Raw genomic sequence first — 23,829 nt, forward strand, 5'->3', positions numbered from 1 at the left:
AGAATCATTGGATTCAAGGATGACCTCATGGTGGTGACACAAGCAAAAGCTCCTGTCACTGCCTCCCGCTTTCTCGATTACATCCACGGCCCAACCCGTCCGGTTTTGGTGTTTGACGGAGCAACAGGAACCAGCCTTCAGGATCAAGGCCTAACAGCAGAAGACTTTGGCGGCCTCGACTTGGAGGGTTGCAACGAGAACTTAGTGATTACTCGCCCAGATGCTGTTCAGGCGGTGCATCGGCAATTTTTAGACGTGGGCTGCGACGTGATCGAAACCGACACGTTTGGGGCAGCCTCCATCGTTCTTGCTGAATACGGTCTTGAAGATCAGGCCTTTGAACTCAACCGTCGTGCTGCGCAGCTGGCCCGCGACGTTGCTGATGAGTACAGCACGCCGGAAAAACCACGATTCGTGGCCGGATCCATGGGGCCAACAACCAAGTTGCCAACACTCGGCCACATCGAATTCGACACGATGCGTGATGGCTTCCGTGAGCAGGCGGAAGGACTTATTGCTGGAAACGTCGATCTGATCATTGTCGAGACCTGTCAGGACGTATTGCAAATCAAAGCTGCTTTGCAGGGTATTGAGGCCGCCTTTGAGTCCTGTGGCGAACGGCGTCCACTCATGGTGTCCGTCACCATGGAGACGACAGGAACCATGTTGGTGGGCTCTGATATTGCCGCTGTGGTGGCAATTTTAGAACCGTTTCCCATTGACATTTTGGGACTTAATTGTGCAACGGGTCCTGAGCAAATGAAGGAGCATATCCGCTACCTCTCGGAGAATTCTCCTTTCATTGTGAGCTGCATACCCAATGCAGGTCTTCCCGAAAATGTCGGTGGAGTTGCCCACTACAGACTCACGCCCACCGAATTGAAGATGCAAATGATGCACTTCGTTGAAGACCTTGGAGTGCAAGTCATTGGAGGTTGTTGCGGTACAACTCCAGCTCACATCGGCTCCTTGGTGGAGTTGGCCCTTGAACTCAAGCCTGCGGAGCGACTATCTCGATCTAAAGATCAGAAGGATGATGTTCGCCCAAGTTTTGATTATGAACCTTCGGCAGCCTCTATTTATGGTGTTACTCCTTACCATCAAGACAATTCGTTTTTAATTATTGGTGAGCGCTTGAATGCAAGCGGGAGTCGCAAAGTTCGCGAGCTCCTGGCTGAGGAAGATTGGGACGGCCTTGTGGGTGTTGCCCGTGGCCAGGTCAAAGAAAATGCCCATGTTCTCGATGTGAATGTGGATTATGTGGGCCGTGATGGCGAAAAAGATATGAATAATTTGGTGAGTCGTCTGGTCACCAATGTGAATCTTCCTTTGATGCTTGATTCCACTGAATGGCAGAAAATGGAAGCTGGCTTAAAAGTTGCCGGTGGTAAATGCATTCTCAACTCCACCAACTACGAAGATGGCAACGAACGTTTTTTCAAGGTTCTAGAGCTAGCCCGCCGTTATGGCGCTGGAGTTGTTGTGGGAACCATCGATGAAGATGGCATGGCGAGAACTGCCGAAAAGAAATTTGCGATTGCTCAGCGCGCCTATCGCGACGCATTGGAATTTGGGATACCCGCCCGTGAGATTTTCTATGACCCTTTAGCGCTTCCAATTTCGACGGGCATTGAGGAAGATCGATTAAACGCCAAGGCAACAGTTGATTCAATTCGGATGATCCGGGAGGGCCTTCCCGGAGTCCATGTTGTTCTAGGGGTGAGCAATGTGAGTTTCGGACTATCTCCTGCTGCACGGATTAATCTCAATTCTGTGTTTCTACACGACTGCTGCGAAGCAGGAATGGATGCTGCCATTGTTAGCCCTGCCAAGATTCTTCCCTTGGTCAAAATCAGTGATGAACACCAACAAGTCTGTCGCGATTTAATCAACGATAATCGTCGTTTTGAAGACAAAATTTGTGTTTACGATCCTCTCACTGAACTGACAAAATTATTCGAGGGCGTCTCCGCCAAAGAAGCTCGTGCTTCGGGCCCTTCGCTGTCCGATCTTCCGATTGAGAAGCGTTTAAAGCAGCACATTATTGATGGCGAACGGATTGGATTGGAGCCTGCTCTGGACCAGGCCATGAATGACTATGCCCCCCTTCACATCATCAACACTTTTTTGTTGGATGGAATGAAGGTGGTGGGCGAATTGTTTGGTAGCGGTCAGATGCAGCTTCCATTTGTTCTTCAGAGTGCTGAAACAATGAAATCTGCAGTGGCGCATCTTGAGCCTCATATGGAAACTTTAGAGGGTGAAAGTACAAGTAAAGGAAAATTCTTGATTGCTACAGTTAAAGGGGACGTTCACGATATTGGTAAGAACCTTGTCGATATTATTCTTACGAATAATGGTTATGAAGTTGTCAACCTTGGAATCAAGCAAAGCTGCGATGCCATCGTTGATGCGCAAAAAGAGCATCAGGCAGATTGTCTTGCCATGAGTGGTTTGTTGGTGAAATCAACTGCGTTCATGAAAGACAATTTATCGGCTTTCAATGAAGCAGGTATTGATGTTCCTGTGATTCTTGGCGGCGCTGCTCTAACACCCCGTTTCGTACAAAAGGATTGTCGTGATGTTTACAACGGAAAAGTGATTTATGGGCGAGATGCATTTGCGGACTTGAGATTTATGGATGCGTTGATGGATGCCAAAAAGAAAGATAATTGGAGCAATTTGTCTGGATTTTTGGCGGATGCCCCAGAGGGTGTCGGACTTGATGAGGCGACGCCTAACGACTCCGATCAGGCCTCCGCTCCGGCGGAGGCTTCTGAACCAGAGCAGCCACAAAGCCAACAGCCGGTTTCAACGGAACGTTCCAGCGCCGTGCCACCAGAGCCAATTCCTGTGGCTCCATTCCTTGGTTCAGCGGTTTTAACCGAAGCGGATTTGGATCTCCAAGAGGTGTTCACCTATCTCGACCGCAACGCTCTCTTTGCGGGCCAGTGGCAGTTCCGTAAGACCAAGGATCAGAGTCGAGACGACTACGACGCGATGCTCGCTGAAAAAGCTGAGCCCGTGCTGCAGCTTTGGATCGATCGCTGCCTGAATGAATCTCTCCTCGCTCCTGGAGCTGTTTATGGCTATTTCCCTGTGGGTCGGGATGGGAATGCTCTGAGAGTGTTCTCAGCCGATAAAACAACGGAACTCGGACGCTTTGATCTGCCACGCCAACGGTCCGGGAATCGCTATTGCATCGCTGATTTCTTTTCTGATGTGTCGGCTGATGGGGCACCCACCGATGTATTGCCAATGCAGGCGGTCACCATGGGCGAAAAGGCCAGCATCGTGGCTCAGGAGCTGTTTAAAGGCGACCAATACAGCGATTACCTCTACTTCCATGGTCTGGCGGTCCAGATGGCCGAGGCGCTGGCTGAGTGGGTTCACGCACGGATTCGCCAGGAACTGGGCTTTGCTGATCCGACTGGCATGCCTTTGCGTGATGTCTTGGCACAGCGATATCGAGGTAGTCGCTATTCCTTCGGATACCCAGCGTGTCCAAATGTCGCCGACTCTCGTCAGCAACTCCTCTGGCTGGATGCCGATCGCATTTGTCTCACGATGGATGCCAGCGACCAGTTGTCGCCAGAACAAAGCACGACAGCTCTGATTGCTCTCCACAGCAAAGCTCGCTACTTCAGTGCGTGAGTCCTGCGTTCTCCCATAGCCTTAAGCGCTGTAGGAGAACTAACCATGGCGATTGCAGGACCGGATGGCGTGGATGCAGCCATCAAGGCTGGAGTGGATTTGGACGGGAGTCCGATCCCAGAGGCGATGCTCAGTTTGTACGGCGAGGTGATGGACCTTGAGGGTCAACGGGCCAGGAGCGGAGTTTTGAAGTCGATGCGGAACCGAATCGTGAAGACAGGTGCCAAGCACTTCGATCAAGCAACGCTGAATGAACGACTTGTTTCCGCCGGCTGGGATGGCTTGAGGGATAAAGAAATCGCCTTCTTTTACAGCTAACTCAATTCAACCCATGGAGACGTTGGCAGGCCTTCAGTCTTGGCAGAACTTCTCCATGGTTTCGATCACTTCCTGCTGAAAGGAATCCAAGGCATTGGATTCACTCAGGTCAATTCCCTCTCCCGCAGCATTCTGCGCAAGATCTTGGAAATGGAACGCACCCTCCCCATTGGCTAGGAACTCGATCGCCGAGCTTTCTCCGCTCTCGCGAAAGGCATCGCAGAGCGCCAAAAAAGCGGCGTCTTCAGTGAACTCCCAATCCATCGAGTGGACATAACTGAAAGACCTTTAACGCCTGCCCCCAGGGGTTCGTCAACCACTTGAGGCCAAAATGTGCCACTCCGTCGTCAGACACCCCCCCTATTTTTCCCCCGATGTCCACTAACAGCCCTGTGGGTCCAGTGACTTTCAATGTTCTTGGTGAGCCTTTGTTGATTTGCGGATGTGAACCAAAAACTGGCTGGTATCGCAACGGCTTTTGCGAAACAGATCCATCCGACCACGGTCAACACAGCATCTGTTGCGTGATGACGGAAGCCTTTCTCCGTTACAGCAAAGCTTTGGGGAATGACCTCTCAACCCCCGTCCCTGCGTTTCAATTCCCCGGACTTCAACCTGGAGATCATTGGTGCGTCTGCGCCCCCCGCTGGAAGCAGGCATACGACGACGGAGTGGCACCTTTGGTTCGTCTGGAGGCCACGGAAGACACCGCGTTGTCTGTGGTGAGCCTGGAGCAGCTCAAGCAGCATGCTCACCAGTCGATCGACTGACCATCCCAGGCTAAAAATGCCCCGCTTTGCTCTGGGGTCTGCTTGAGCAGCAGCGCAACGAGTTGCTCCGCAGCCCTCTGTGGACTGAAAAGTTGTTCTGTTGGTACGAAGGATTGAAATGGTTTGGAGAGATCGGTGTCCGTCGTCCCAGGGTGAAGAAGCGTCACCGTGGCCATTGGCCATCGCCTAGCCCACTCGATGCTCAAGCAGCGCAACAGTTGATTCTGAGCCGCTTTTGCGGCTCGATACGCATACCAACCGCCGCTCCGGTTATCTCCAATACTTCCCACCCGTGCACTCAGGCTCGCGAAATGAAACGGTTGGTCTCGGCGTAAAAGCGGCTCGATCGCTTGAGCCAAAAGCACAGGGGCAATGGAATTGATCGAGAACTGTTCCAGGAGCTGACGACGCTCCACTTGTTTGAGACGTTTCTCTGGCTGCAAGTGCGGACCATGCAAACGTCCACTGCAGTTGATCACCAATCGGAGCGGTTTGTTCCTCGTCGAGAGTTCCTCACTGAGATGATTCAGGTCGTGGTCTGACTCCAAATCCAATAGCAAGTCATAGCCGTGTTGCTCCCCACGGCCCGCCGTCAGAACAGAGAGTTCGGGACATTGCTTCTTCAGCTCAGAGGCCATGGCCCTGCCGATGCCCCCTGCCCCACAAACAAGAGCAAGTCCACTCCATGCTTCCGGATTCTGAGGATGCATGTCCGCCGTATGTGCTTCTTGTCGTCTAAAGGATTTCGGGGATGATTGACGGGCGTTAAAACTGGTTCTTGGTGCGAGCAGTAGGGATCCTGCGATGGAGCGCCATGGGCTTGCTGGGTTCTGGAGTGATCTGTGGAACCTTGTTGGCTCTCGATCGCTTCGACGCGGATGCAAGATCCCGCGACACCGTGCAGCTCCTCGAGTTACTTGATGCCGCTCCAGTGCCTGGAGGACACACCAGGTCAATGTTCCCTCCTCAGAAGCCATTAGGCCTTCCTCCAAGCTCGTTCAAAGCATCAGAGTTGGTTTGCTGAGTCGCAGCCCAATTCAATCCCTTCGAGCCTCTCCAACAACAACGTGCCGACGCGCAGATGGTTCTTTCATTGCGGTGAATCAACTTCTCGGGGACTCCACTGAATCCTCAGACTCCTTTCGGTGTTGCAAGGGGGGAGTGATGGACATCAATGGTTATTCGTATGAGGGGTCGATTGAATTGGTGCGAAGCAATAACGCTTGGTTGGCAGTTAACGACTTGAGCCTGGAAAACTATGTGGCCTCGGTGGTGGGCGCTGAAATGCCGAGTCGTTGGCATGGAGAAGCGCTTAAGGCACAAGCGGTGGCGGCTCGCTCCTATGCCGTTACGCATCTGGTTCGTCCTGCATCAAAGACCTATCACCTCGGAGACACCACGCGATGGCAGGTGTTTTCAGGAACATCGAGCCTGAGTGAGCAATCCACCCGTGCAACCGATGAAACCCGGGGAATGGTGTTGAGCTATCGAGGGGGGCTTGTTGAAAGTTTGTATGCCTCCACCCAAGCGATCAGCGAGGAGGCCCATCGGCATCTCGGCGCGAGCATGAGCCAACACGGAGCGCAGCGCCTAGCGACGCAAGGCCTTCGTTTTGATGAGATTCTTGGGAAGTACTACCAAGGAGCGTCTCTCGCTCAACTTCGGCGTGATGGGTCGTGATCAGTTGTGGGAACGAGCTTTGTTGTGTACGGAACGCGCCTTGCAGTCTGGAGCCCTCGTTCCATTGGCTACAACGCTTGAGAACCTTCCTGGCGAAGACGCAACGACCTTTGAGCTTCGACACCTCGCCGGAGCGACGCCAAAACATCTTCGAGAGGCAGGGCCCAAGCCGAATCCCTTTCGACCATGGGATCAACGCCTGGAGGTCGATCAGATCGGAGATAACCACGTAGTGATTCTGAACAAGTTTCCTGTTCAGATCGGTCATATGTTGTTAATTACCCGTGATTGGGCACCTCAGAATGGATGGCTCAATGCATCAGATTGGTCTGCACTCATCTCGGTAGATCAGAGCACAACAGGGCTTTGGTTCTTTAATAGCAACCCCAAGGCTGGTGCCAGTCAACCTCATCGCCACCTGCAATTGTTGCCAAGACATGATGGGGAACGAGCCTGCCCAAGAGATGATTGGTTTTCTCAATTTTGTCCCAATAACAAAGATCAAAATCCTCTCCGAAAATTCATTCGTGTTGAACATTTAATTGAATTCAATCCATCTGTATTGCAGGCAACCTACCAACGACTTTGTGAAAGCTTGAGTCTTGGCACTCCAAACAATGATCCATTGCCCATCTTCGCTTACAACCTTTTATTGACTCGATCTTGGATGGCTGTGATTCGTCGAAGTCGTGAAGGGGTTCATGGATTTAGTGTGAATGCCTTGGGTTTCGCAGGATGCTTGTTAAGTACAGATGGTTCAAACTTGTCTTGGTTGAAGAAAGCAGGCCCTGATGAACTTCTCCGCGCTGTCATTGGTCCAGAGGATTAAAACGTTAAATCGGTGGAACCACGGATGCGATAAGTCCTGATTGATGTATTGCTGGTAAGAGAGGTCAATGTTTATCCTCTGGATTGATGCATGCCTAAAGTTCAGCAACAACAACGAAATCATCGGATTCAAAAGTATCTTTCACTGGTCCATCCGATCGCGAGGCGATACTCCTATCAAAGCGGATGTTATTGCGATGATTTGACGCAAGTTGGTTATTTAGGATTAATCCAAGCATCGCAACGCTTTAAACTAACGCATGGGAACTCATTTCCTGCCTTTGCTAAACCACATATTCGTGGTGCTATTCTCCACTATCTCAGGGACCATGTGAGTTTAGTTCGTTTACCACGTGGTGTTGAAGAACGAGCAATAAAAATAAGGGGCCATAATGAACGAACCCTCAACAATATTGATCAATTAATACTGCAAAACTATAAGTTCAATTCAAATTGGAAAGAGCTCAACGAAGATTGTGTAGGCGGTACGTGCAATGGATCAGATGATATGGAATTTAAGGAGCAAAATCGAAAAATAGAATTGGCTATGAAAAAGCTCGCCAAGAATGAACAAATCATCATTCAATTGGTCATCTTTGAAGGCAACAGTTTGAGGAAGGCTGGGAAAATTATCGACGTCTCCGCGATGACTGTGCAACGTCGACTCAAGCGAGCACGCGCTCAACTGCGAGACCTTTTAACTACGGATTAGTCAGGTTGATTCGAAGTTCTATTCATCTGCTGTTCCAACGTGTCAATCGCCGCATTCAAGGCGGAAAGTTGACGCTCAACGCCATCGCGCCACATCGAAAGCATGGCGTGCTTGCGTTGCTGATGCTGACGCTTCATTCCTGCCATGTCTGTGGAAGGGGTGCAGCAGAATGGAGGGAGCATTGAAATGTAAGAGCTAACCAAGCTTGACTGATTTTTTTCCCTGATGTGACCCTTGCTGAGGATTGGCGGTCGTGGATCTTGGCACTACGGTGGGAAATGAATGCAGACCTGCGCAGGTGCAGCCGCAAAGCAATCGAATGCGGCAACAGTGCTCATGAGTCGCATACAAGTCTCATTATTGGTCTTAGCTTGCGTCTCGATTGGAGCAGTTGAGCTAGCTTCTTCTCGCCGTGGGCATGCCTACGTTGCGATCCTGGCTGGCCAACGGGCGCGTCCCCTGAATGGCGACTTCAACAACGTTCCTGTTCTTCACTCCAATCAGCCCGAAATCGTCACGGGCCCAGGAATTTTGGTGAATACGGCACCGGGTGCTGCGATCGCTTCGGAAAATAATCGTCCATTGAACAATGCTACCTACACATTTAATGGAGAATTTGGTGTTCACATGCACCACAAATACTATCCAAGTGATGTATCAAAATTGGGGGGAAGTCGTTCCCGCGGACTGTTGACATTGGCTCTTATTGCTGCCAATCCAGGCCAAAAATCTGTGACCTTAAGATTTAAGCGAGGTTCGGTTAAAAATAGCTTTGAAGCTCCATACCATAGTAATAAATTAATGGGGGTTAAACCCCTTGGGAAACGTCCTTGGAATACGGGTCCGGGTGATGCCACCGCTGTTCAACTTTTACGAAATGAATTAGACCGAAAAGTCCCAGATTCTGTGACAATTCCCGCAGGTGGTCGGATTGTCGTCGTACGCACCATTTTGCCTGCTCGTGGCATTGCCAATGGCTTGTTGCAGGGTCAAAGCGATGGTTCATTCACCATGGCAGTTGTGGCTTCAGAGCAAACAAGCTCAGACCAAGATCTATTTACTGTATTGGATCGTGGTCGCCTGGCACCTGGTCGAATATATCTAAATCGAATTCGCGAAATCCAGTTGGGAAGGGTTTTCTCACGAGTAGCAGGGGTTGCACTAGGTGATGAATATCGCGCCTCAATCAATCACGACCTGTCCCAAGGAGCCTTACATGTCCCGCTGACGAGTACTTCAAGACATCATTTTGGAACACGAGATATTCAGGTTAATCCACTGGCTGTTCGGATGATTGATTCCGCTCTGAATAATATTGGAACCTATGGTGTTCGTTATAGTGTTACATTAAATCTTGTTGGCAATGGTAATTATCAACTAGTCATGAGCCATCCGGTTGTTTCTGGTAAACAACCTTTTACCGCGTTTCGTGGCTCGATGCAGATTGAACAAAAAAATACAATGCAGGAGATCCATGTGGGCTTGCGTTCTGGAGAAAGTTTGGCACTGACAGATATCAATCTTTTGGAGGATCAGAACACACCAGTCAAAGTCACACTCGTGTATCCAGCCGATGCCACACCTGGTCATCTCTTGAGTGTCGTGCCGGTGGATCAGTTAGCTGTTTTGCGTCGACGACAACTTCAGCAGCGAACGGCTCAACAGAACATCACCATCAAAAAAACAACCGCTGTTGCTCCAAAAACACCGCCTCCTCTTCCCGAAATTCAGCAGAAGGTTCCGATTAAACCTGTCTTAAGTCTGCAGCCATCCATCATGGTTCCAAAGTCTTCATCTCCCCCAACGAACGATCCTCGTTACACAGATGCAAACCGATCCCAGCAACAGTGGTTACGTCAGCTCCAGGGTCGATAGTCTTTCGGCAGCAAGGTTGAACTGGTGAGCGCCGAGGAGTCCAACCATCAGCAAAAAATTACCGTCACCCTGTCGAAACGGTTGGTGACGCTGATTGATCAACTCAAGCGTGAGTATGGCGTTCGCTCGAGGGGCCTCGTTCTGGAGTCAGTTCTCGAACAATTGATTCAGCCGGAGGATCAGTCGGATCTGTTGGATCCAACGTCCCCTGACACCGCTGTGGTCTCCCCTGAGGTGCCACCCCCAGAGGCAAGCAGTTTGGTGCTGATCCGCGCCACGGAAGCGGATACAACGTTTGATGAGCCTGAACCTCAGCTGCAACAACAAAGTTCTGTTGGTATTGATTTGCCAGGGTTCGTGAGCCGTCGAACGACGCAACTTCGCGACACGCTCGCCCAGCGTTCTGACAACGATCCATCGGACAAATCCGCGTCGGGCGATCCTCTGCTGTCTTCGGTGTCTCACGCTGATTTAATCGCTGCCACCGAAGCCGTTGATGAACATTGGCGTTCCCTTTATGGACAACCGCCTGGCGACACCGTTGTGGAAGCATCGATGCTTTGGCTGGCACGGGATGTTTGGTCGACGACAGATGCCAGTGATGGCAGACCATTTACATGGTCTGCTGCAAATTCCTCAATGAGGGAACTCTGTTCTGACTGGGAGCAAGGTGATCCTTCGCTCGGGCGCGTGATGGTGGTGGCTGGAACCCTGGAAGATCCTTTTGCAACGGCTTCTTTGGCCGACCGCATGCCGACGTTGATACGGCGATTTGTGAATCGCTTTCGTCGCAGCCGTCAGGTCACGTCCTTTGAAACACTTGAGTCCACCATGACCGTGCATGGTGCACTCAAGCTTTTGGGTTTATCGACTACCGCTGGAGCGAGTGTGACGTTGGCCTCCATTCGAGAGGCATTTAAGGCACGTGCACGCGATGTTCATCCTGATGCTGGAGGGTCTACCGATGCCATGCGTCGACTCAATGAGGCCTATCGACTGCTTCGAGAGTTGTACCGCAATCGCTAATCACTCGTCACGCCTGAGTCTCACCACTGGTCTTATTATGCGAAGCAAGTAAGACTGCTGACTCTTTTTCGCATTTTTGCTGATGTCTTGCATGGAACCGACTTGTTTCGCATAGCTCAGGCAAGTCGCGCTTTAAGACTCAAATTGCGTCCAATTCAAGATTAATGAGTAGATTTCAATATCGATTTTTTTGGAATTTTTATTTGTTGCGGACATGCATTCCTCATTGGCTCCAGGTGGCTGAAACGAACTCCGATCGTTTCAATTGGTTTGTTGAACAGTCAATGCTCCCGTCCATGGCCTGTCCACTGCAGAGCTATTCCGCAACAGGTCTGTCATAGCAATCATTGTTGATGGGGCGTACCTGCTGTAGACACAGGTACGCTTGATTTCCGGGTGATCGGTATCAGCACCCTGTCCCGCTAAAACGGCTAAAAATCTTGTCGAGCTTTAGTGTGTCTCATCGCAAGACCTGCCTTGCGACGCACTCGCGACTAGAGAGACATTGGCCAACTCACGACTATCTACTGCTTCTCATTTGAAAAGCGCAATGAGACCTGTGATGAGTCTCAGGTAAGGCAGACGCGATTAAATCTGCAATAAAAAACCGGGCCATTTCAGCCCGGTTTCTTCTTGGGTGACCTTGATGTTGTCGGGTCAAGTGGATGTCTGCATCCCCTGGATCAAAAAGTCGAAATAAGGGGAGGAGAGTTTGGCTTGTTGGTCGGAGAGCAAAGCCAGCGAAGCATCTTTCATCGTTTTCATCGCTTCGACCATGCCAGGCATTGGAACTCCAAGGCTGTTGTACATCTCCCGTGCCCCAACCAATCCAATGTCTTGAATCATCTCCGTGCTTCCCGCGAGAACGCCATAGGTCACAAGCCGTAGGTACCAGCTGTAATCACGAAGGCATTGAGCGCGTTGCCGCTGGCCGTAGGAATTCCCACCAGGGGCTACATATTCTGGCTTTCGACTAAAAAGTTGTTTCGCCGATTCGTCGACAATCTTCTTTTCGTTATCGGTCAAGACTTTGACGACCGAAACGCGCATCGCGCCTTGATCAAGAAATTCCACCATCGAACGGAGTTCGCCGCTGGTGGGGTACCGCAGATCATCATCGGCTTGAAGGATGAGATCCCGGACAACGCTCATGGAACTTGGCAGGCTTCATGGAGTTTAGTGGTCTTAAGTGAGGCTCCACGCCATTGCGGCCTCTGGTGTTACGCCTTTGCAATGGCTGGAGTTCAAGCATGGATGACCAAACGGTTGGAAACGAGCCCGCGCCAAGGCCTGGCTTGACGATCAACGTTGAATGTTCTGATCTCGATCGCAATGGAAAAGGCATTGCTCGATGGAACGGCTGGGTCGTTGTTATCGATGATTTATTGCCTGGCGAAAAGGCACAGGTGCAACTGCAGCAGCGTCAACGCTCACGCTGGCTAGCTCGACGGGGCGAGCTGCTTCAACCATCGGACGACCGTCGCCGACCACCCTGCATCCTTGCCGCGGACTGTGGTGGCTGCACCCTTCAATCCCTCAATGAATCCGCCCAAAACAGTTGGAAGGTTTCATCACTGCAGCAGACCATGCAACGTATCGGAGGGATTGATGACACACCACTGCCGCTCTTAGCGGATGAAAGCCGCGGCTTGGGCTACCGCAACCGTGCCCTGATTCCCTTAAATCGCGAAGGTGATGGCCGTTTACGTGCCGGGTATTACCGCCCGCGAAGCCACCGAATCGTCAATTTGAATCACTGTCCCGTTCTTGACCCTCGGCTCGATCAACTCATCGAACCCATTAAGCAGGATTTGGATTCAACGGGGTGGGCTGCTGACCATGATCTGATTCACGCCAAAGGTTTGCGTCATCTTGGTCTGCGTCTGGGGCACCACAGTGGAGAAGTGTTGATCACCTTGATCAGCTCCCATGATCGCTACCCCGGCTTATTGGAACTGGCCGAAGAGTGGATGGATCGTTGGCACATGGTGAAGGGTGTTTGCCTCAATCTCCAACCCAAGCCCAATAATTTGGTTCTAGGAGCTCAAACCTTCCTTGTTGCGGGCTCGGACACGATCGCGGAGGAGTTTTGTGGAATCCATCTTCAACTCAGTAGCACTACCTTTTTTCAGATCAACACCCCTCAGGCAGAGCGCATCGTTCATGTGCTTTGCGACTGGTTGAAAACCGAACTTGGTGAAGGCACTGTCGTCGATGCTTACTGCGGTATCGGCACCATCAGCCTTCCTCTTGCCGCCCAGGGGTTTGAGGTAATTGGCTTAGAACTTCATCAGGGGTCTGTCGACCAAGCTCTCCTGAATGCCATGCGAAATAACCTGTCAAAAGGGTGTCGTTTTCGGGCTGGAGACGTTGTGGATCTTTTGGAATCTGCCTTGTTTGGGGCAGATGCCTTGGTGCTTGATCCACCTAGACGTGGGCTTGATGCTCGCGTCATTCAAACCATTCTCGACAACCCACCCAAGCGTTTGGCCTACCTCAGTTGTGATCCTGCAACCCAGGCAAGAGACTTGAAATTGTTGATGCAGCCGGCTGGCCCTTATCGATTAAAGAAGCATCAACCCATTGATTTTTTCCCCCAAACCACCCACTTGGAGTCCCTCGCTCTGCTGGAACGCGTTAACTCCGAAGTTCGGCTTTGAATTGCTTCGACAGAGCTGCTCTGACTTTGTCGTGCACTGGCTGAATTTTGTCGTCTGTAAGGGTTTCATTTTGGCTGCGGTATCGCAATCGAAATGCTTGTGAAACCTTCTGATCCCCGAGTTGATCGCCTTCGAAACGGTCGATCAATTCGACGTGTTCCAGCAGAGGCTTCCCCGCTTTTCGGATGGCCTGAATCAGATCAGCTGCATTGCTGTTTCGATCGACGACAACAGCTAAATCTCTTTCGCTAGCGGGCACGGTGGGAAAGGATTTGTAGATCGGTGTCCAACGGTTGGTTCGGGTTGTTGCATCCAATAAACGCTCTAAATCCAGTTCAAATAAGTAGGTGGATTCCGGCAGGGATAGGTCATCGGCGAGGGCCGGATGCAGCTGGCCAAAACAACCGAGTGGTCGTCCTTCCATCACCAATGTTGCGGCTCTGCCTGGGTGCAGTCGCGCATCATCGGCAAGGGGGCGATCACTAAGTTCAAGATGCAGGGCTTCCATCACTCGCGAGAGAACACCGCGAGCCTCGTAATAGTTGGGTGCCTGGTATTTCCCACTGGTGCTCCAACGTTCCAGCCGACGGTCGCCACAGATCACTCCGGAGATAATCCCCGATTGCACAACCGACTCAGGAGTTCCGCTGTAGGTGTTCCCAACTTCAAAAATCGAACAACCAGCCATGGAGGCTTTGAGGTTGCGGACGCAAATTTGAAGATGTTCCTCCCACAGATTGGTACGTAAGTGGCTGGTTTCGGCCAAGAGCGGGTTACTGATCGCGATCCGAGCATCCCCATCGGAGCTACCAACCAAGGACAAGGTGGTGATTTCCTGGAGTCCGGTTGAGCAGAACAGCCGTCTTAATCGACGTTCAGCCTGTTGGCGAGATGTGAGTGAGCCAGGGGAAACGGGGTCAGGGAGGTGCGATCCAAACTTGTCAAAGCCAACAAGACGCGCCACTTCTTCGATTAAGTCGACTTCTCGATGCAGGTCTTGGCGGCGAGACGGTGGTGTCATGACTGCCCACCCCTCGTCTGTCGACTCCAGCTCACATCCAAGGGCGGTTAAGCACTGTTCGATGGTGTGATCGGCCAAATCCACCGGACCTGAATCGGTATCAATCGGCCCTAAAAGTTGATGCAGGGCGTCTCGACGTAATTGAAGTGGAACAGGCGTTCTAGGCCCCTCTCCACCCACCCAGCGTCCGTTCACACGGCAGGCAAATTGATCACTGAGTAATTCAATGGCTCGTTGAGAACAGGCCAAGGTGACTTCCGGTGGCAATCCCTTCTCAAAACGGCTGCTGGCATCCGTTCGTAATCCCACAGCCCTCGACGACTGGCGGACTCGGATGGGTGAAAACATGGCGGATTCCAACCAGATTTTCGTCGTGGAGTCGCTTACAGCGCTATCCCGGCTTCCCATCACACCTGCAATCGCAATGGCACGGTCATGGCAAGTAACGACCTGGACTCGGGGATCAAGGCAGAGAGACTGATCGTCGAGACCGATGAAGGTTTCTTGATCCTTTGCTGGCCGAACAGCGAAACTGGCAGCATCCACAGGCTTACCGGTAAGGGATTCCAGGGCTTCCGCATCGAAGGCGTGCAATGGTTGTCCCTGTTCGAGCATCACCAAATTGGTGATGTCCACAACGGCATTCACGGCATTAATTCCGGCACGGTTGAGCCGTTGCTGAATCCAAGGCGGTGATTCTTGCCCCCCTTGCACCCCCTCAACACAAGCGACGGCGTAATAACTGCCATCCAGTTCTGCTTGGAGCGGTTCTTGCTCCGGTGTGTGATTCAGCAATGGCAGAGACAGTTCAGCGTTTGTAAGGGCTGCCACTTCCCTAGCAATCCCCACCATCGACAATCCATCGGGGCGATTGGCGGTGATGGCTAACTCCAACACCGCGTCGTCTAAACCAAAAAGGGCAGCCACAGGTGTGCCAACCGCGGGGATCTCTTTGGTGGTGTCCTCAAGAATGGCGATTCCCGACGATTCGGCGGTTAGCCCCAATTCCGAAAGGGAACAAATCATTCCATTGCTGGCCACTCCCCGAAGTTCGCCAGCCTTGATCGTGAGATCCACAGCCGGCAATACGGCACCAACCGTGGCGACGGGAACATGGATCCCTGCCCGCACATTGGCGGCGCCACAGACAATTTGAACAGACTCCTTCGCGCCAATATCGACGGTACAAACACTGAGTTTGTCGGCATTGGGATGCTTGTCCCGGGTCAGAACATGGCCGACCACGACCCCCTGTGAGCGGGCACTGAGATCGTCGATGTTTTCCACCTCAAACCCTGCCATGGACAGGCGTTCGGCAAGGTCGTCTACCGAGTCATCCACCTGGACCAGATCTTTCAGCCAGGACAAGGACACCAGCATCGGAAGTCGACCGAATAGCTGGCGATCTTAGGAACAGCCGCTTCGCGAAAACGAGAAGGCAACAAGGTAAGATCTTTGTTTGTCATTCACTTCGCACCTGCGGTGCAACGTCCTTTATGGCTAAAAACAAGGGCGTCCGGATTGTGGTCACTCTCGAGTGCACAGAATGCCGGTCCGCTTCCGCTAGCGAAAAACGTTCACCAGGCGTTTCCCGCTACACGACCGAGAAGAACCGACGGAACACCACCGAGCGGCTGGAGATCATGAAGTTCTGTCCACAACTCAACAAAATGACTCTCCACAAAGAGATCAAGTGAGTCTGCAGACCTTCCAACCTTTCAACCGTTTTTAATTCATGTCGAGCTCCTTTTTCAAGAAGCGTCTTTCTCCGATTAAGCCAGGCGATCCCATCGATTACAAAGATGTGGACCTGCTCAAGAAATTCATTACAGAGAGGGGAAAAATCCTTCCCCGTCGTCTGACTGGCTTGACTGCAAAGCAGCAGCGCGATCTTACAAATGCAGTTAAACGAGCACGGATTGTTGCCCTGCTGCCCTTCGTTAATCCCGAGGGTTGATCCGTTTAGAAACGCAGCAACGTGGTGAAAGCCTCAGTTAAATCCAACGACATCGTTGCTGTTGTTTTAAAGGGTGTCCCCCTGATCGGCCGTCTTCTGTCTCTCAAGGGCAGCAAGGCGGTTGTTTCATTTGGGGGCCAACGCCGGGATCAGGACCTCCCCCTTCGAGAGCTTGTCGCTGTCGATCATGTTTCGGACCAACCTCTTCCAACGCCAGAAGAGGTATCGGAGGTGATGCCCGACAGCAAAACAGCAGCAGAGGCTTGGTGGATTTTGGCTGCTGATGCTGAGTCAATGCAGCAGAACCAAACTCTCACCGAGTTGACGGATCTCCTGAGAGCCAACGTTGATACTCCTGATATCGCAGCCACCTGGTCGTGGTTGCATGGCGATCAACCCTGGTTCCGCTGGCGACGGGATCAATCCATTTCAGTGGTGCCCCTAGACGAGATTCAACGCCAAAGGAAGCTTCAAAAACAACTTCGCCTCGCCGAAGAACACAGTCGGCGACAGATCGCAGTTCTTGCTCCCTCAACTCCACTCACTGCAGAGCAGTTAGAGAAGCTTGATTCTGAGTGGACTGAGCGATTGGATCGCTTGGTCGATCGTGCTCGTGATGATGCATCCAACTTGAAGGACGATCCGGATGTGGCCCTTTGGGCGAAAGAATTTTCACGAACTCTTGATCAGGGCTCCCTTCGGCAGTGGTGCATCCAGCGCGGGCTACTGGATCCGCATCAGCCCCGTGCTCTGCAAAGCAGTGTGTGGTCCAAAAAGTTTGCGATTGAGCTTGAGGACGAGGCCCAACAACTGATTTTGTCTGCGGCGCATCCGCAACCCGGAGACGACGACCGTCTTGATCTGTGTCATCTGGCGACTTACACCCTCGACGATGCCGGGACCCGCGAGATTGATGACGGTATTTCCCTCGACGATCAGAACGGTGAAGTTTGGATTTGGGTTCATATCGCTGATCCAGCACGCCTGATCCCCCCTGGTAGCCCCTTAGATCAAGAGGCCCGACGTCGGGCCACCAGCTTGTACCTTGCCGATGGCGTGCTTCCGATGCTTCCCCTCAGCCTTGCCGCAGGCCCCCTAAGTCTTCGTGCCGGGGAACGCACAGCGGCAGTGAGTGTTGCTGTGCGGTTGGACAGTGCTGGAGCGATCGCTGATCGTCGTATTGCGAGAAGTTGGGTGCGGCCGCGCTATGGCCTCACCTATGCGGATGGCGACGAGCTCATCGAATTAGCTCCTCCTGGTGACGAAACACTGGCGGATTTATCCCGGTTGATGCAGCTGCGAAGTCGATGGCGTCGTCAACAAGGGGCTCTGATGTTTGATCGAATGGAAGGACGCTTTCGGCGGCAAGAAGGTGAGTTATCCCTTCAGTTGGTCGAACCCAGCCCTGCTCGTTTGATGGTGAGTGAAGCGATGCTGTTGATGGGAGCAGTTGTTGCCGATTTTGGTTGTCAAAATACGTTGCCTTTGCCATTCCGTAGTCAGCCCCCAGCTGAACTTCCGTCGCAGGCTGAACTCGACCAATTGCCCGAAGGGCCAGCCCGCGATGCTGCGATCAAGCGATGTCTCAGTCGTGGGGTGCAGGGAACCCAACCCATGGCTCACTTCAGCCTTGGACTTGCTGCCTATGTGCAAGCAACTTCTCCGATTCGTCGTTATGCCGACCTGGCCTCCCACCGTCAAATCATTGCTCAGCTTGAGGGATCTACCCCGTTAAGTGAGCCTGAGGTGGGTGAATTAATCGACGATCTAGACGATCCACTCCGTCAGTCGATTCAAATCAGCCGTGAAGACCAGCGCCATTGGCAACAGGTGTGGTTTGCTCAACATCGAGATCAACGTTGGGATGCCGAGTTTCTTCGTTGGCTACGACCCCAAGACGGCTTAGCGCTTGTCCATCTTGCTGATCTAGCCATGGATGTTGTTGGTCGCGTGGATCAAGCCAATCCGAATCCAGGCGATCGGATGACGCTGACGGTGAAGCTGGCGGATCCAGACCGGGGCGAATTGCAGCTTCAGCTGACTTAATCAATCACCCCAATCAAACGAAGCCAGGGCCCCCAGGGATTTCGAACAACGCGAACACGAATCATCCCTGTGGAGCGATCTTGTTGAAGGAGCCATTGGTTGATGGCAGGCTCCAGCGTGATGAGGGGCCAATGCTCGTCATCAGAGCTGAATTGGAAGCCACCCTCCGCCGTGCTGCTCACTTTGCCCGTGAGGAGCTCTTCTTGGTGATCTGTTGGAGCTGAATTCAGGCCTGGCCGATCGAGATGGAGAGATTGAGATGGAGCCAAGAAACCAAGGGAGTCAATCTGATCTGGTGCTGCTAATCCCTTTTCCTGAGCTGTTGTCCAGTGGGGATGCCATGCCGGCCACTGCATAAGCGGCAACACTGCTGCCGGGGCCGTCGGTTCGTGGATGAGATGGGTTTGAAGCACATTCACTGGCACTTCAATGGGCAGGCAGGAGCGATGGACCGATAACGCTGCTGCTAAACCAGCGGCTTGGCCAAGATTGAGAATTAAGGGCTGCAACCTCGTCGCTCCATTCGCCATATGACTCACGCTGAAGCCTTTATCCGCCATCAAGAGGTTGGGCACCACTTCGCTGACTAATGCGCCGTAAGGAATGCAAAAGGGTGTACCAGTCCAACGTCCCCCCCATCGGCAACTTTTAGGAGCAAGGGGCCAGTCTTCGCCTGGATAGTGATGGTCGTTGGCGTAGGTGCCAACGGCAATACTTGTGCACTCACCGCTGGCGTCCAACGGAAACGACGCGCGATGGGCGTCGTTCGATAGGGGTAGCAAATCGTTTTCTGTGACAGTGGTCGTCCCGATGAGTCGACGACTTTCTCGCCAATAGGGCATCAGGGCAACACAGGGGTTGACTCCCGGGAAAGCCTTCCCTGGAGTCATCCAACCGTCCGAACATTGTTGAAGGGCAGATAAAAATGACGCGCTATGCGCTTTCATCTCATTGGCCAGTGCCGTTCTCTTCAGAGGATCAGAGCTCACTGCCCTGTGCAGTCCGTGATGCCAATCGTTGCCATGAAGTGGCCAATTGAGCATGACCAAGCCTCCGGGTAAGCGGCCGTAGGTGATCGTGCGCTCCAATCCAAAGGAAGCGGTGCTCAATTCAAAAGGGTGTTGAGGCGGAAGGGGGTTGGAAGGAGGGACAGATTCTTTCAGCTGTCCCATCACAACCCAAGTGGGGGATTGAACAGGTTGGTGTTTGAAGAACGCTTCGTTGTTCAGTCGTTGTTGGGTCGGAGCACTGGGTTCATCCCACTGTTCCTGTGCTTCCCATCCCCAGCGGTAGGGCACGTCCGTTAGGGCAAGTAGGTCCCCGAGATCACTGCCATCAATAAAAATATCTGCCTCAACAGAGAGGCTTTGTTGATCTGTTGTCCCCCCCTGTTGTACGTCGAGACGTCGGATCAGCCCGTCTTGCAGTGAAAGATTTCGCAGTTCACACACACCACACCACTGCAACAACGGCTCGTTATGGACCCAGCGCTGAAGGATGTCCTCGGCCTGTTGGGGGCGGTAGCCAAAACAACTCACCCAGTTTTGATCGAGTCCAGAAGGTTCACGTCGATGGAGCTCCCGCAAGAACGCACCCCACATGCCCGTCTGCCAGCAACTCAACTCGTGACCATCCGGTGCACACACTCCTGCGGCACTCACCATTCCTCCGAGCCATGGCCCAGGCGTTAGCAAAATGGTGGATGCACCGCTGCGTGCCGCTTGCAGAGCAGCGGAAACGCCTCCGGTACCACCGCCCCAAACCAGCACGTCTTTGCGAATCATGGGGGCTGTGTGAATGGGGGTATGGATCACCTTTAAAGAAACAGACCCAAGGGGGGGCCTTGTCGAGAGACATGGTCGTTAAACTCTGGCGTCGCTGCGGTGCAGCGGAGTTTTATTCCCGACGATGTCTTACACCCTTACGACTCCGCTGTACTACGTCAACGACAAGCCGCATCTCGGCAGTGCGTATACAACTCTGGCCTGTGATGCCCTTGCACGCTTTAAGCGACTGACCCAAGGCGACGTGGTGTTCATCACCGGTGTTGATGAACACGGTCAAAAGATTCAACGTACGGCGGAACTAAATAACATCAGCCCAATTGTTCATTGCGACAAGATCAGCGAGCGTTATCAAGACCTGTGGTCACGATGGAACATCAGTCAGGATCGTTTTGTTCGTACTACAAATCCTCGACACCTTCAACTTGTCGAACAGTTTTACGAGCGCGTGAAAGCCTCTGGCGACATCGTGACTGGCCGACAAACGGGGTGGTATTGCGTTGGGTGTGAGGAATACAAAGATGATCCTGATGATTCAGTTGATCCCCAATGCCCAATTCATCAAAAGACCCTTGAATGGCGAGATGAGGAGAACCTCTTTTTCCGCTTATCTCGTTATCAACGAGACATTGAAGAGTTAATTGCAAATGACGACTTCATTGCACCTGCAAGTCGACGCCAGGAAGTTCGTAATTTTGTCGCACGAGGACTTCGAGATTTTTCAATTTCACGGGTCAATGTCTCTTGGGGTTTACCCGTTCCAGGACATTCAGGACATACTTTTTATGTGTGGTTTGATGCACTGCTCGGTTACCTAACTGCACTATTAGATGATGGCGGTTCCGTTGATCTTGAGCGATTAGCCGATTGCGGGTGGCCAGCTTCAGTGCACGTTATCGGCAAAGATATTTTGAGATTTCATGCTGTCTTCTGGCCAGCAATGTTGATATCTGCTGGACTTCCTGTTCCCAAGCGTGTTTTTGGTCATGGTTTTTTAACCCGTGAAGGACAAAAAATGGGTAAGTCGTTGGGAAATGTTCTAGACCCGGAATTGTTATTGGAAAAGTGTGGTGCTGATGCTGTGCGATGGTATTTGCTAAGGGATATTCAGTTTGGTGATGATGGCGATTTTCAACAACAACGTTTTTCCGACTTAGTCAACAATGACTTGGCTAACACCATCGGGAATCTTTTGAATCGCACTTCATCAATGGCACGAAAATGGTTCGATAATTCAGTTCCACCGCACACAATCGATAGTCATAAAAATCATCCCTTAGCGCTTAAAGCGCAAGCCACAGTTGAAATCGTTATGAGTTCTATGCCAGAACTTGGCTTTAAGTCAGCATCTGAAGCCATTTTACAATTAGCGATTGCTGCTAATGGTCACCTCAATGACACTGCTCCTTGGAGTCGGATGAAGCAGCCAGGGGAAGAGCATTCCGTAGCCAATGATCTCTATGTCGTACTTGAGTCGACTCGTATCGTGGGATTACTGCTGGCGCCTTTACTTCCCGATTTAAGTTCTCGCATCTTGGATCAACTTGATTGTTCTTTAGATCCTGAACATTGGATGGATCAGCTTCAATGGGGTGGGTTGACGTCTGGATCTGAGTTGCCGAAACCTGTGCCGGTGATGGCACGTCTCGAATTGGATGAAGATCTTTGATATGAAGCGAACAAAATACTCAAAATTGAGATGGATTGCCACAATCATTTCTAGTAGTTGTTTATTATCGTCCTGCGCTTCAAAGCCTGCATCTCAAAATCAGAATCAGTCTTCAACCCCATTTGTTTTCCGATCGTTAGATCTGAAACAACGCCGACCAGATGGTGTTCGAGACTGGGAGCTTACAAGTCCTGAGGCTCGTTACAACACAGCTGCACGAACAGTTAGGGCAAGGATTCCAAAGGGGATTCTTTATTTTGAAGATAAGCCTTCATTCATGATCAGTGCAGAGCATGCAACCGTGCTCAACGATGGCGAGCTTGTCGTTTTAGAAGGCACTGTCCGCTTGAAACGCTTAGGAGTCGAGCCACTTCTCATACAGGGAGACCGATTGATATGGAGGCCAGCTCTTTCAACAATGGTGATCAACCAAAGGCCAGCAGCTCTAAACCGAAATTCAAGAATCATTTCTAATTCACTTATTTTTCAGCAAGAAAGTGGTCAACTTCTCTTTCGCGGTCAGACCAAACTTTCACGATGGGAGAAGAACTACAGTGCGACTCTCGACCCGCAAACGGTAATCACAGCTGGGAATAGTCGTTGGAATTTGAATACTGGGATCATTGCTGCCGTTGGTCCCATTCTTGCTAACCAAGACAATGGTCGTGAGCTAACGGCTGCTTCGATTCAAGGTAATACAAAGAAAAATTTTCTTGATTTAAAAGCTCCAGTTCAATTCAAGCTTGAACAGGATGATGCCATTGTGAATGCAGGTGAAACTCGATGGAACTTTGAACGAGATCAACTTTCATCAAAAGCTCCGGTTTCAGCATCGCTACCCAAGGGAGATGTAAGTGGTATCGGATTTATTATCGATATACAAAGCAACCTCTTAACCATTTCCAGTTCGTGTGAGGTTGCACAACCAGATAAAAATTTGCGTGCAAAAAGATGTACATGGGACTGGGGCAAGGATCTTCTCACTGCTGCTGGCAATGTAAACCTCATAGAATCAAAAACAGGACAATTACGACGCGCAGAACAAATGGATGGCGCCCTTACTCAAGATGGTTCAATACGATTTTCACCCGCAACAGATCGGGTAAAAACACAGATTAAATTAAATACAGGAAAAACCAATGGTTCTAATCAGGACGATTCTTCTCAAGTGACGTTTTAAGTCTCTCGGTCCAGCCCTCTAACCAACGTTCATCGGATTGGCTGAAACAACGTTTCGACCAACCACCCACAACGACAACACCATTTTTTCCTAGGGGACAGATCACAACTGCTGGAAGATTTTGCAAAACCGAGTCGAATTCGCTTCGTCCTGGGAATAGCTCCGTGTTCACGAGCGAGATGGTTGTTTCCCGTTCCATGACTCGATTGCAAATGTCTGCTGGTTCAAATGCGGCAGCTCGAATCAAGCCGCGACGAAGGATGACGTGTCCTCTCCAGTACACCAGCACTGTTGCCGCTGGTGTAGCGGTCAGCAGCATGTGACTCCCCCACCCCAACTCCTCCCGAAGTTCAGATGAATTCTGTTCGTCCATGACGAGCCCCTGCTCCCCTTGGAGATCGACCTGGTCCGCTGATCGAGGATTGGCCCTCGTCCACAGCACAGCAACCAACATCAGCCCCACCGCCGCCAAACCGGCCAAAACCTCTGCCCGTTGAAGATCTGGTGTGATCTGATCAGCTGTGGATGCATTCGTCACTGCCAACACCAGGACGAGCAGCCCACTGAACAAAACAACCCGAGCCGGTGTTGGCATCGATGCGGACTGCTGCAGGAACGTGATCATTTTGCTCAAATGTGGGCATTCGTG

General features: G+C 51.7%; 22 protein-coding genes. 15 read left to right on the plus strand and 7 right to left on the minus strand.

The window, feature by feature from the left end; genetic code table 11:
- Positions 1–27: 27 nt before the first annotated feature.
- Together metH and SYNCC9902_RS05640 are read left to right on the plus strand one after the other, a co-directional pair.
- Positions 28–3,654: a methionine synthase gene (gene metH, locus SYNCC9902_RS05635; RefSeq protein WP_011359917.1), complete on the plus strand. Its 3,627-nt coding sequence runs from the start codon at positions 28–30 to the stop codon at positions 3,652–3,654.
- A gap of 45 nt (positions 3,655–3,699) precedes the next feature.
- Positions 3,700–3,972 carry a small RNA NsiR4-regulated ssr1528 family protein gene (locus tag SYNCC9902_RS05640; RefSeq protein WP_011359918.1) on the plus strand — a complete coding sequence of 91 codons (273 nt, stop codon included), beginning with the start codon at positions 3,700–3,702 and terminating at the stop codon, positions 3,970–3,972.
- 33 nt (positions 3,973–4,005) lie between these two features.
- Here the strand turns inward: SYNCC9902_RS05640 and SYNCC9902_RS05645 are convergent, their stop codons facing one another.
- Complete coding sequence (locus SYNCC9902_RS05645) at positions 4,006–4,236, minus strand: hypothetical protein (RefSeq protein ID WP_009789777.1); 231 nt, start codon at positions 4,234–4,236, stop codon at positions 4,006–4,008.
- A 110-nt stretch (positions 4,237–4,346) separates the two neighbouring features.
- On the opposite strand from SYNCC9902_RS05645, the gene SYNCC9902_RS05650 reads away from it, so the two are divergent.
- Positions 4,347–4,742: a DUF2237 family protein gene (locus SYNCC9902_RS05650; protein WP_041424988.1), complete on the plus strand. Its 396-nt coding sequence runs from the start codon at positions 4,347–4,349 to the stop codon at positions 4,740–4,742.
- On the opposite strand, the gene SYNCC9902_RS05655 is transcribed toward SYNCC9902_RS05650, so the two are convergent.
- A complete protein-coding gene (locus SYNCC9902_RS05655; RefSeq protein ID WP_011359920.1) occupies positions 4,724–5,452 on the minus strand; it encodes an SDR family NAD(P)-dependent oxidoreductase in 729 nt (242 codons plus the stop codon). The genes SYNCC9902_RS05650 and SYNCC9902_RS05655 overlap by 19 nt on opposite strands.
- 68 nt (positions 5,453–5,520) lie before the next feature.
- Between SYNCC9902_RS05655 and SYNCC9902_RS05660 the strand changes: the two genes are divergently transcribed.
- The 4 genes from SYNCC9902_RS05660 (at position 5,521) to SYNCC9902_RS05675 (ending at position 7,962) form a co-directional block, all read left to right on the plus strand.
- Positions 5,521–5,766 carry a hypothetical protein gene (locus tag SYNCC9902_RS05660; protein ID WP_156771080.1) on the plus strand — a complete coding sequence of 82 codons (246 nt, stop codon included), beginning with the start codon at positions 5,521–5,523 and terminating at the stop codon, positions 5,764–5,766.
- A gap of 74 nt (positions 5,767–5,840) precedes the next feature.
- The gene (locus SYNCC9902_RS05665) at positions 5,841–6,422 is read left to right on the plus strand and encodes a SpoIID/LytB domain-containing protein (RefSeq protein ID WP_232179282.1); all 582 of its coding nucleotides are present in this window, start codon (positions 5,841–5,843) and stop codon (positions 6,420–6,422) included.
- Positions 6,412–7,251: an ATP adenylyltransferase gene (locus SYNCC9902_RS05670; RefSeq protein WP_011359922.1), complete on the plus strand. Its 840-nt coding sequence runs from the start codon at positions 6,412–6,414 to the stop codon at positions 7,249–7,251. Before SYNCC9902_RS05665 ends, SYNCC9902_RS05670 begins: the two co-directional genes overlap by 11 nt.
- A 90-nt stretch (positions 7,252–7,341) precedes the next feature.
- The gene (locus tag SYNCC9902_RS05675; protein ID WP_011359923.1) at positions 7,342–7,962 is read left to right on the plus strand and encodes a sigma-70 family RNA polymerase sigma factor; all 621 of its coding nucleotides are present in this window, start codon (positions 7,342–7,344) and stop codon (positions 7,960–7,962) included.
- Here the strand turns inward: SYNCC9902_RS05675 and SYNCC9902_RS12465 are convergent.
- Positions 7,959–8,144: a hypothetical protein gene (locus tag SYNCC9902_RS12465; protein ID WP_041424994.1), complete on the minus strand. Its 186-nt coding sequence runs from the start codon at positions 8,142–8,144 to the stop codon at positions 7,959–7,961. The genes SYNCC9902_RS05675 and SYNCC9902_RS12465 overlap by 4 nt on opposite strands.
- 154 nt (positions 8,145–8,298) lie before the next feature.
- Between SYNCC9902_RS12465 and SYNCC9902_RS05685 the strand changes: the two genes are divergently transcribed.
- Together SYNCC9902_RS05685 and SYNCC9902_RS05690 are read left to right on the plus strand one after the other, a co-directional pair.
- Complete coding sequence (locus SYNCC9902_RS05685) at positions 8,299–9,837, plus strand: DUF3370 family protein (protein ID WP_232179283.1); 1,539 nt, start codon at positions 8,299–8,301, stop codon at positions 9,835–9,837.
- 24 nt (positions 9,838–9,861) lie between these two features.
- On the plus strand, positions 9,862–10,863 hold the full coding sequence (locus tag SYNCC9902_RS05690) for a molecular chaperone DnaJ (protein WP_011359925.1): 1,002 nt from the start codon (positions 9,862–9,864) through the stop codon (positions 10,861–10,863).
- A 657-nt stretch (positions 10,864–11,520) separates the two neighbouring features.
- Here SYNCC9902_RS05690 and SYNCC9902_RS05695 read toward each other — a convergent pair.
- On the minus strand, positions 11,521–12,015 hold the full coding sequence (locus tag SYNCC9902_RS05695; protein ID WP_011359926.1) for an allophycocyanin subunit alpha-B: 495 nt from the start codon (positions 12,013–12,015) through the stop codon (positions 11,521–11,523).
- A 98-nt stretch (positions 12,016–12,113) separates the two neighbouring features.
- On the opposite strand from SYNCC9902_RS05695, the gene rlmD reads away from it, so the two are divergent.
- The gene (gene rlmD, locus SYNCC9902_RS05700; protein WP_011359927.1) at positions 12,114–13,523 is read left to right on the plus strand and encodes a 23S rRNA (uracil(1939)-C(5))-methyltransferase RlmD; all 1,410 of its coding nucleotides are present in this window, start codon (positions 12,114–12,116) and stop codon (positions 13,521–13,523) included.
- Here the strand turns inward: rlmD and pheT are convergent.
- Positions 13,501–15,924 carry a phenylalanine--tRNA ligase subunit beta gene (gene pheT, locus SYNCC9902_RS05705; protein ID WP_011359928.1) on the minus strand — a complete coding sequence of 808 codons (2,424 nt, stop codon included), beginning with the start codon at positions 15,922–15,924 and terminating at the stop codon, positions 13,501–13,503. The genes rlmD and pheT overlap by 23 nt on opposite strands.
- A gap of 116 nt (positions 15,925–16,040) precedes the next feature.
- Between pheT and rpmG the strand changes: the two genes are divergently transcribed.
- From rpmG to SYNCC9902_RS05720, 3 genes are read left to right on the plus strand one after another with little or no spacing between them, the layout of a single operon-like run.
- A complete protein-coding gene (gene rpmG / locus SYNCC9902_RS05710; RefSeq protein WP_009789789.1) occupies positions 16,041–16,241 on the plus strand; it encodes a 50S ribosomal protein L33 in 201 nt (66 codons plus the stop codon).
- Positions 16,242–16,279: 38 nt separating this feature from the next.
- A complete protein-coding gene (gene rpsR, locus SYNCC9902_RS05715; protein WP_006041316.1) occupies positions 16,280–16,501 on the plus strand; it encodes a 30S ribosomal protein S18 in 222 nt (73 codons plus the stop codon).
- A 24-nt stretch (positions 16,502–16,525) separates the two neighbouring features.
- Positions 16,526–18,547 (plus strand): ribonuclease catalytic domain-containing protein, encoded by a 2,022-nt coding sequence (locus SYNCC9902_RS05720; RefSeq protein WP_232179284.1) that lies wholly within the window; start codon positions 16,526–16,528, stop codon positions 18,545–18,547.
- On the opposite strand, the gene SYNCC9902_RS05725 is transcribed toward SYNCC9902_RS05720, so the two are convergent.
- On the minus strand, positions 18,544–20,331 hold the full coding sequence (locus SYNCC9902_RS05725; protein WP_011359930.1) for an FAD-dependent oxidoreductase: 1,788 nt from the start codon (positions 20,329–20,331) through the stop codon (positions 18,544–18,546). The genes SYNCC9902_RS05720 and SYNCC9902_RS05725 overlap by 4 nt on opposite strands.
- 124 nt (positions 20,332–20,455) lie before the next feature.
- Here SYNCC9902_RS05725 and metG point away from each other — a divergent pair, with 124 nt between their 5' ends.
- Together metG and lptC are read left to right on the plus strand one after the other, a co-directional pair.
- The gene (metG, locus tag SYNCC9902_RS05730) at positions 20,456–22,000 is read left to right on the plus strand and encodes a methionine--tRNA ligase (protein ID WP_011359931.1); all 1,545 of its coding nucleotides are present in this window, start codon (positions 20,456–20,458) and stop codon (positions 21,998–22,000) included.
- Complete coding sequence (gene lptC / locus SYNCC9902_RS05735) at positions 21,987–23,180, plus strand: LPS export ABC transporter periplasmic protein LptC (protein WP_011359932.1); 1,194 nt, start codon at positions 21,987–21,989, stop codon at positions 23,178–23,180. Before metG ends, lptC begins: the two co-directional genes overlap by 14 nt.
- Here the strand turns inward: lptC and SYNCC9902_RS05740 are convergent.
- On the minus strand, positions 23,146–23,805 hold the full coding sequence (locus SYNCC9902_RS05740; RefSeq protein WP_011359933.1) for a cofactor assembly of complex C subunit B: 660 nt from the start codon (positions 23,803–23,805) through the stop codon (positions 23,146–23,148). The genes lptC and SYNCC9902_RS05740 overlap by 35 nt on opposite strands.
- Between the last annotated feature and the right edge of the window lie 24 nt (positions 23,806–23,829).

The organism is Synechococcus sp. CC9902, assembly GCF_000012505.1.
Taxonomy (GTDB): Bacteria; Cyanobacteriota; Cyanobacteriia; order PCC-6307; family Cyanobiaceae; genus Parasynechococcus.

Excerpts from the sequence above, each read along its gene's own strand:
- rpsR (WP_006041316.1), top strand. The coding sequence starts at position 16,280 with ATGTCGAGCTCCTTTTTCAAGAAGCGTCTTTCTCCGATTAAGCCAGGC.
- SYNCC9902_RS05685 (WP_232179283.1), top strand. The coding sequence starts at position 8,299 with ATGAGTCGCATACAAGTCTCATTATTGGTCTTAGCTTGCGTCTCGATT.
- SYNCC9902_RS05640 (WP_011359918.1), top strand. The coding sequence starts at position 3,700 with ATGGCGATTGCAGGACCGGATGGCGTGGATGCAGCCATCAAGGCTGGA.
- SYNCC9902_RS12465 (WP_041424994.1), bottom strand. The coding sequence starts at position 8,144 with ATGCTCCCTCCATTCTGCTGCACCCCTTCCACAGACATGGCAGGAATG.
- SYNCC9902_RS05740 (WP_011359933.1), bottom strand. The coding sequence starts at position 23,805 with ATGATCACGTTCCTGCAGCAGTCCGCATCGATGCCAACACCGGCTCGG.
- SYNCC9902_RS05645 (WP_009789777.1), bottom strand. The coding sequence starts at position 4,236 with ATGGATTGGGAGTTCACTGAAGACGCCGCTTTTTTGGCGCTCTGCGAT.
- lptC (WP_011359932.1), top strand. The coding sequence starts at position 21,987 with ATGAAGATCTTTGATATGAAGCGAACAAAATACTCAAAATTGAGATGG.
- rpmG (WP_009789789.1), top strand. The coding sequence starts at position 16,041 with ATGGCTAAAAACAAGGGCGTCCGGATTGTGGTCACTCTCGAGTGCACA.
- metG (WP_011359931.1), top strand. The coding sequence starts at position 20,456 with ATGTCTTACACCCTTACGACTCCGCTGTACTACGTCAACGACAAGCCG.
- SYNCC9902_RS05670 (WP_011359922.1), top strand. The coding sequence starts at position 6,412 with ATGGGTCGTGATCAGTTGTGGGAACGAGCTTTGTTGTGTACGGAACGC.
- metH (WP_011359917.1), top strand. The coding sequence starts at position 28 with ATGGTGGTGACACAAGCAAAAGCTCCTGTCACTGCCTCCCGCTTTCTC.
- rlmD (WP_011359927.1), top strand. The coding sequence starts at position 12,114 with ATGGATGACCAAACGGTTGGAAACGAGCCCGCGCCAAGGCCTGGCTTG.
- SYNCC9902_RS05675 (WP_011359923.1), top strand. The coding sequence starts at position 7,342 with ATGCCTAAAGTTCAGCAACAACAACGAAATCATCGGATTCAAAAGTAT.
- pheT (WP_011359928.1), bottom strand. The coding sequence starts at position 15,924 with ATGCTGGTGTCCTTGTCCTGGCTGAAAGATCTGGTCCAGGTGGATGAC.
- SYNCC9902_RS05655 (WP_011359920.1), bottom strand. The coding sequence starts at position 5,452 with ATGCATCCTCAGAATCCGGAAGCATGGAGTGGACTTGCTCTTGTTTGT.
- SYNCC9902_RS05725 (WP_011359930.1), bottom strand. The coding sequence starts at position 20,331 with ATGATTCGCAAAGACGTGCTGGTTTGGGGCGGTGGTACCGGAGGCGTT.
- SYNCC9902_RS05650 (WP_041424988.1), top strand. The coding sequence starts at position 4,347 with ATGTCCACTAACAGCCCTGTGGGTCCAGTGACTTTCAATGTTCTTGGT.
- SYNCC9902_RS05695 (WP_011359926.1), bottom strand. The coding sequence starts at position 12,015 with ATGAGCGTTGTCCGGGATCTCATCCTTCAAGCCGATGATGATCTGCGG.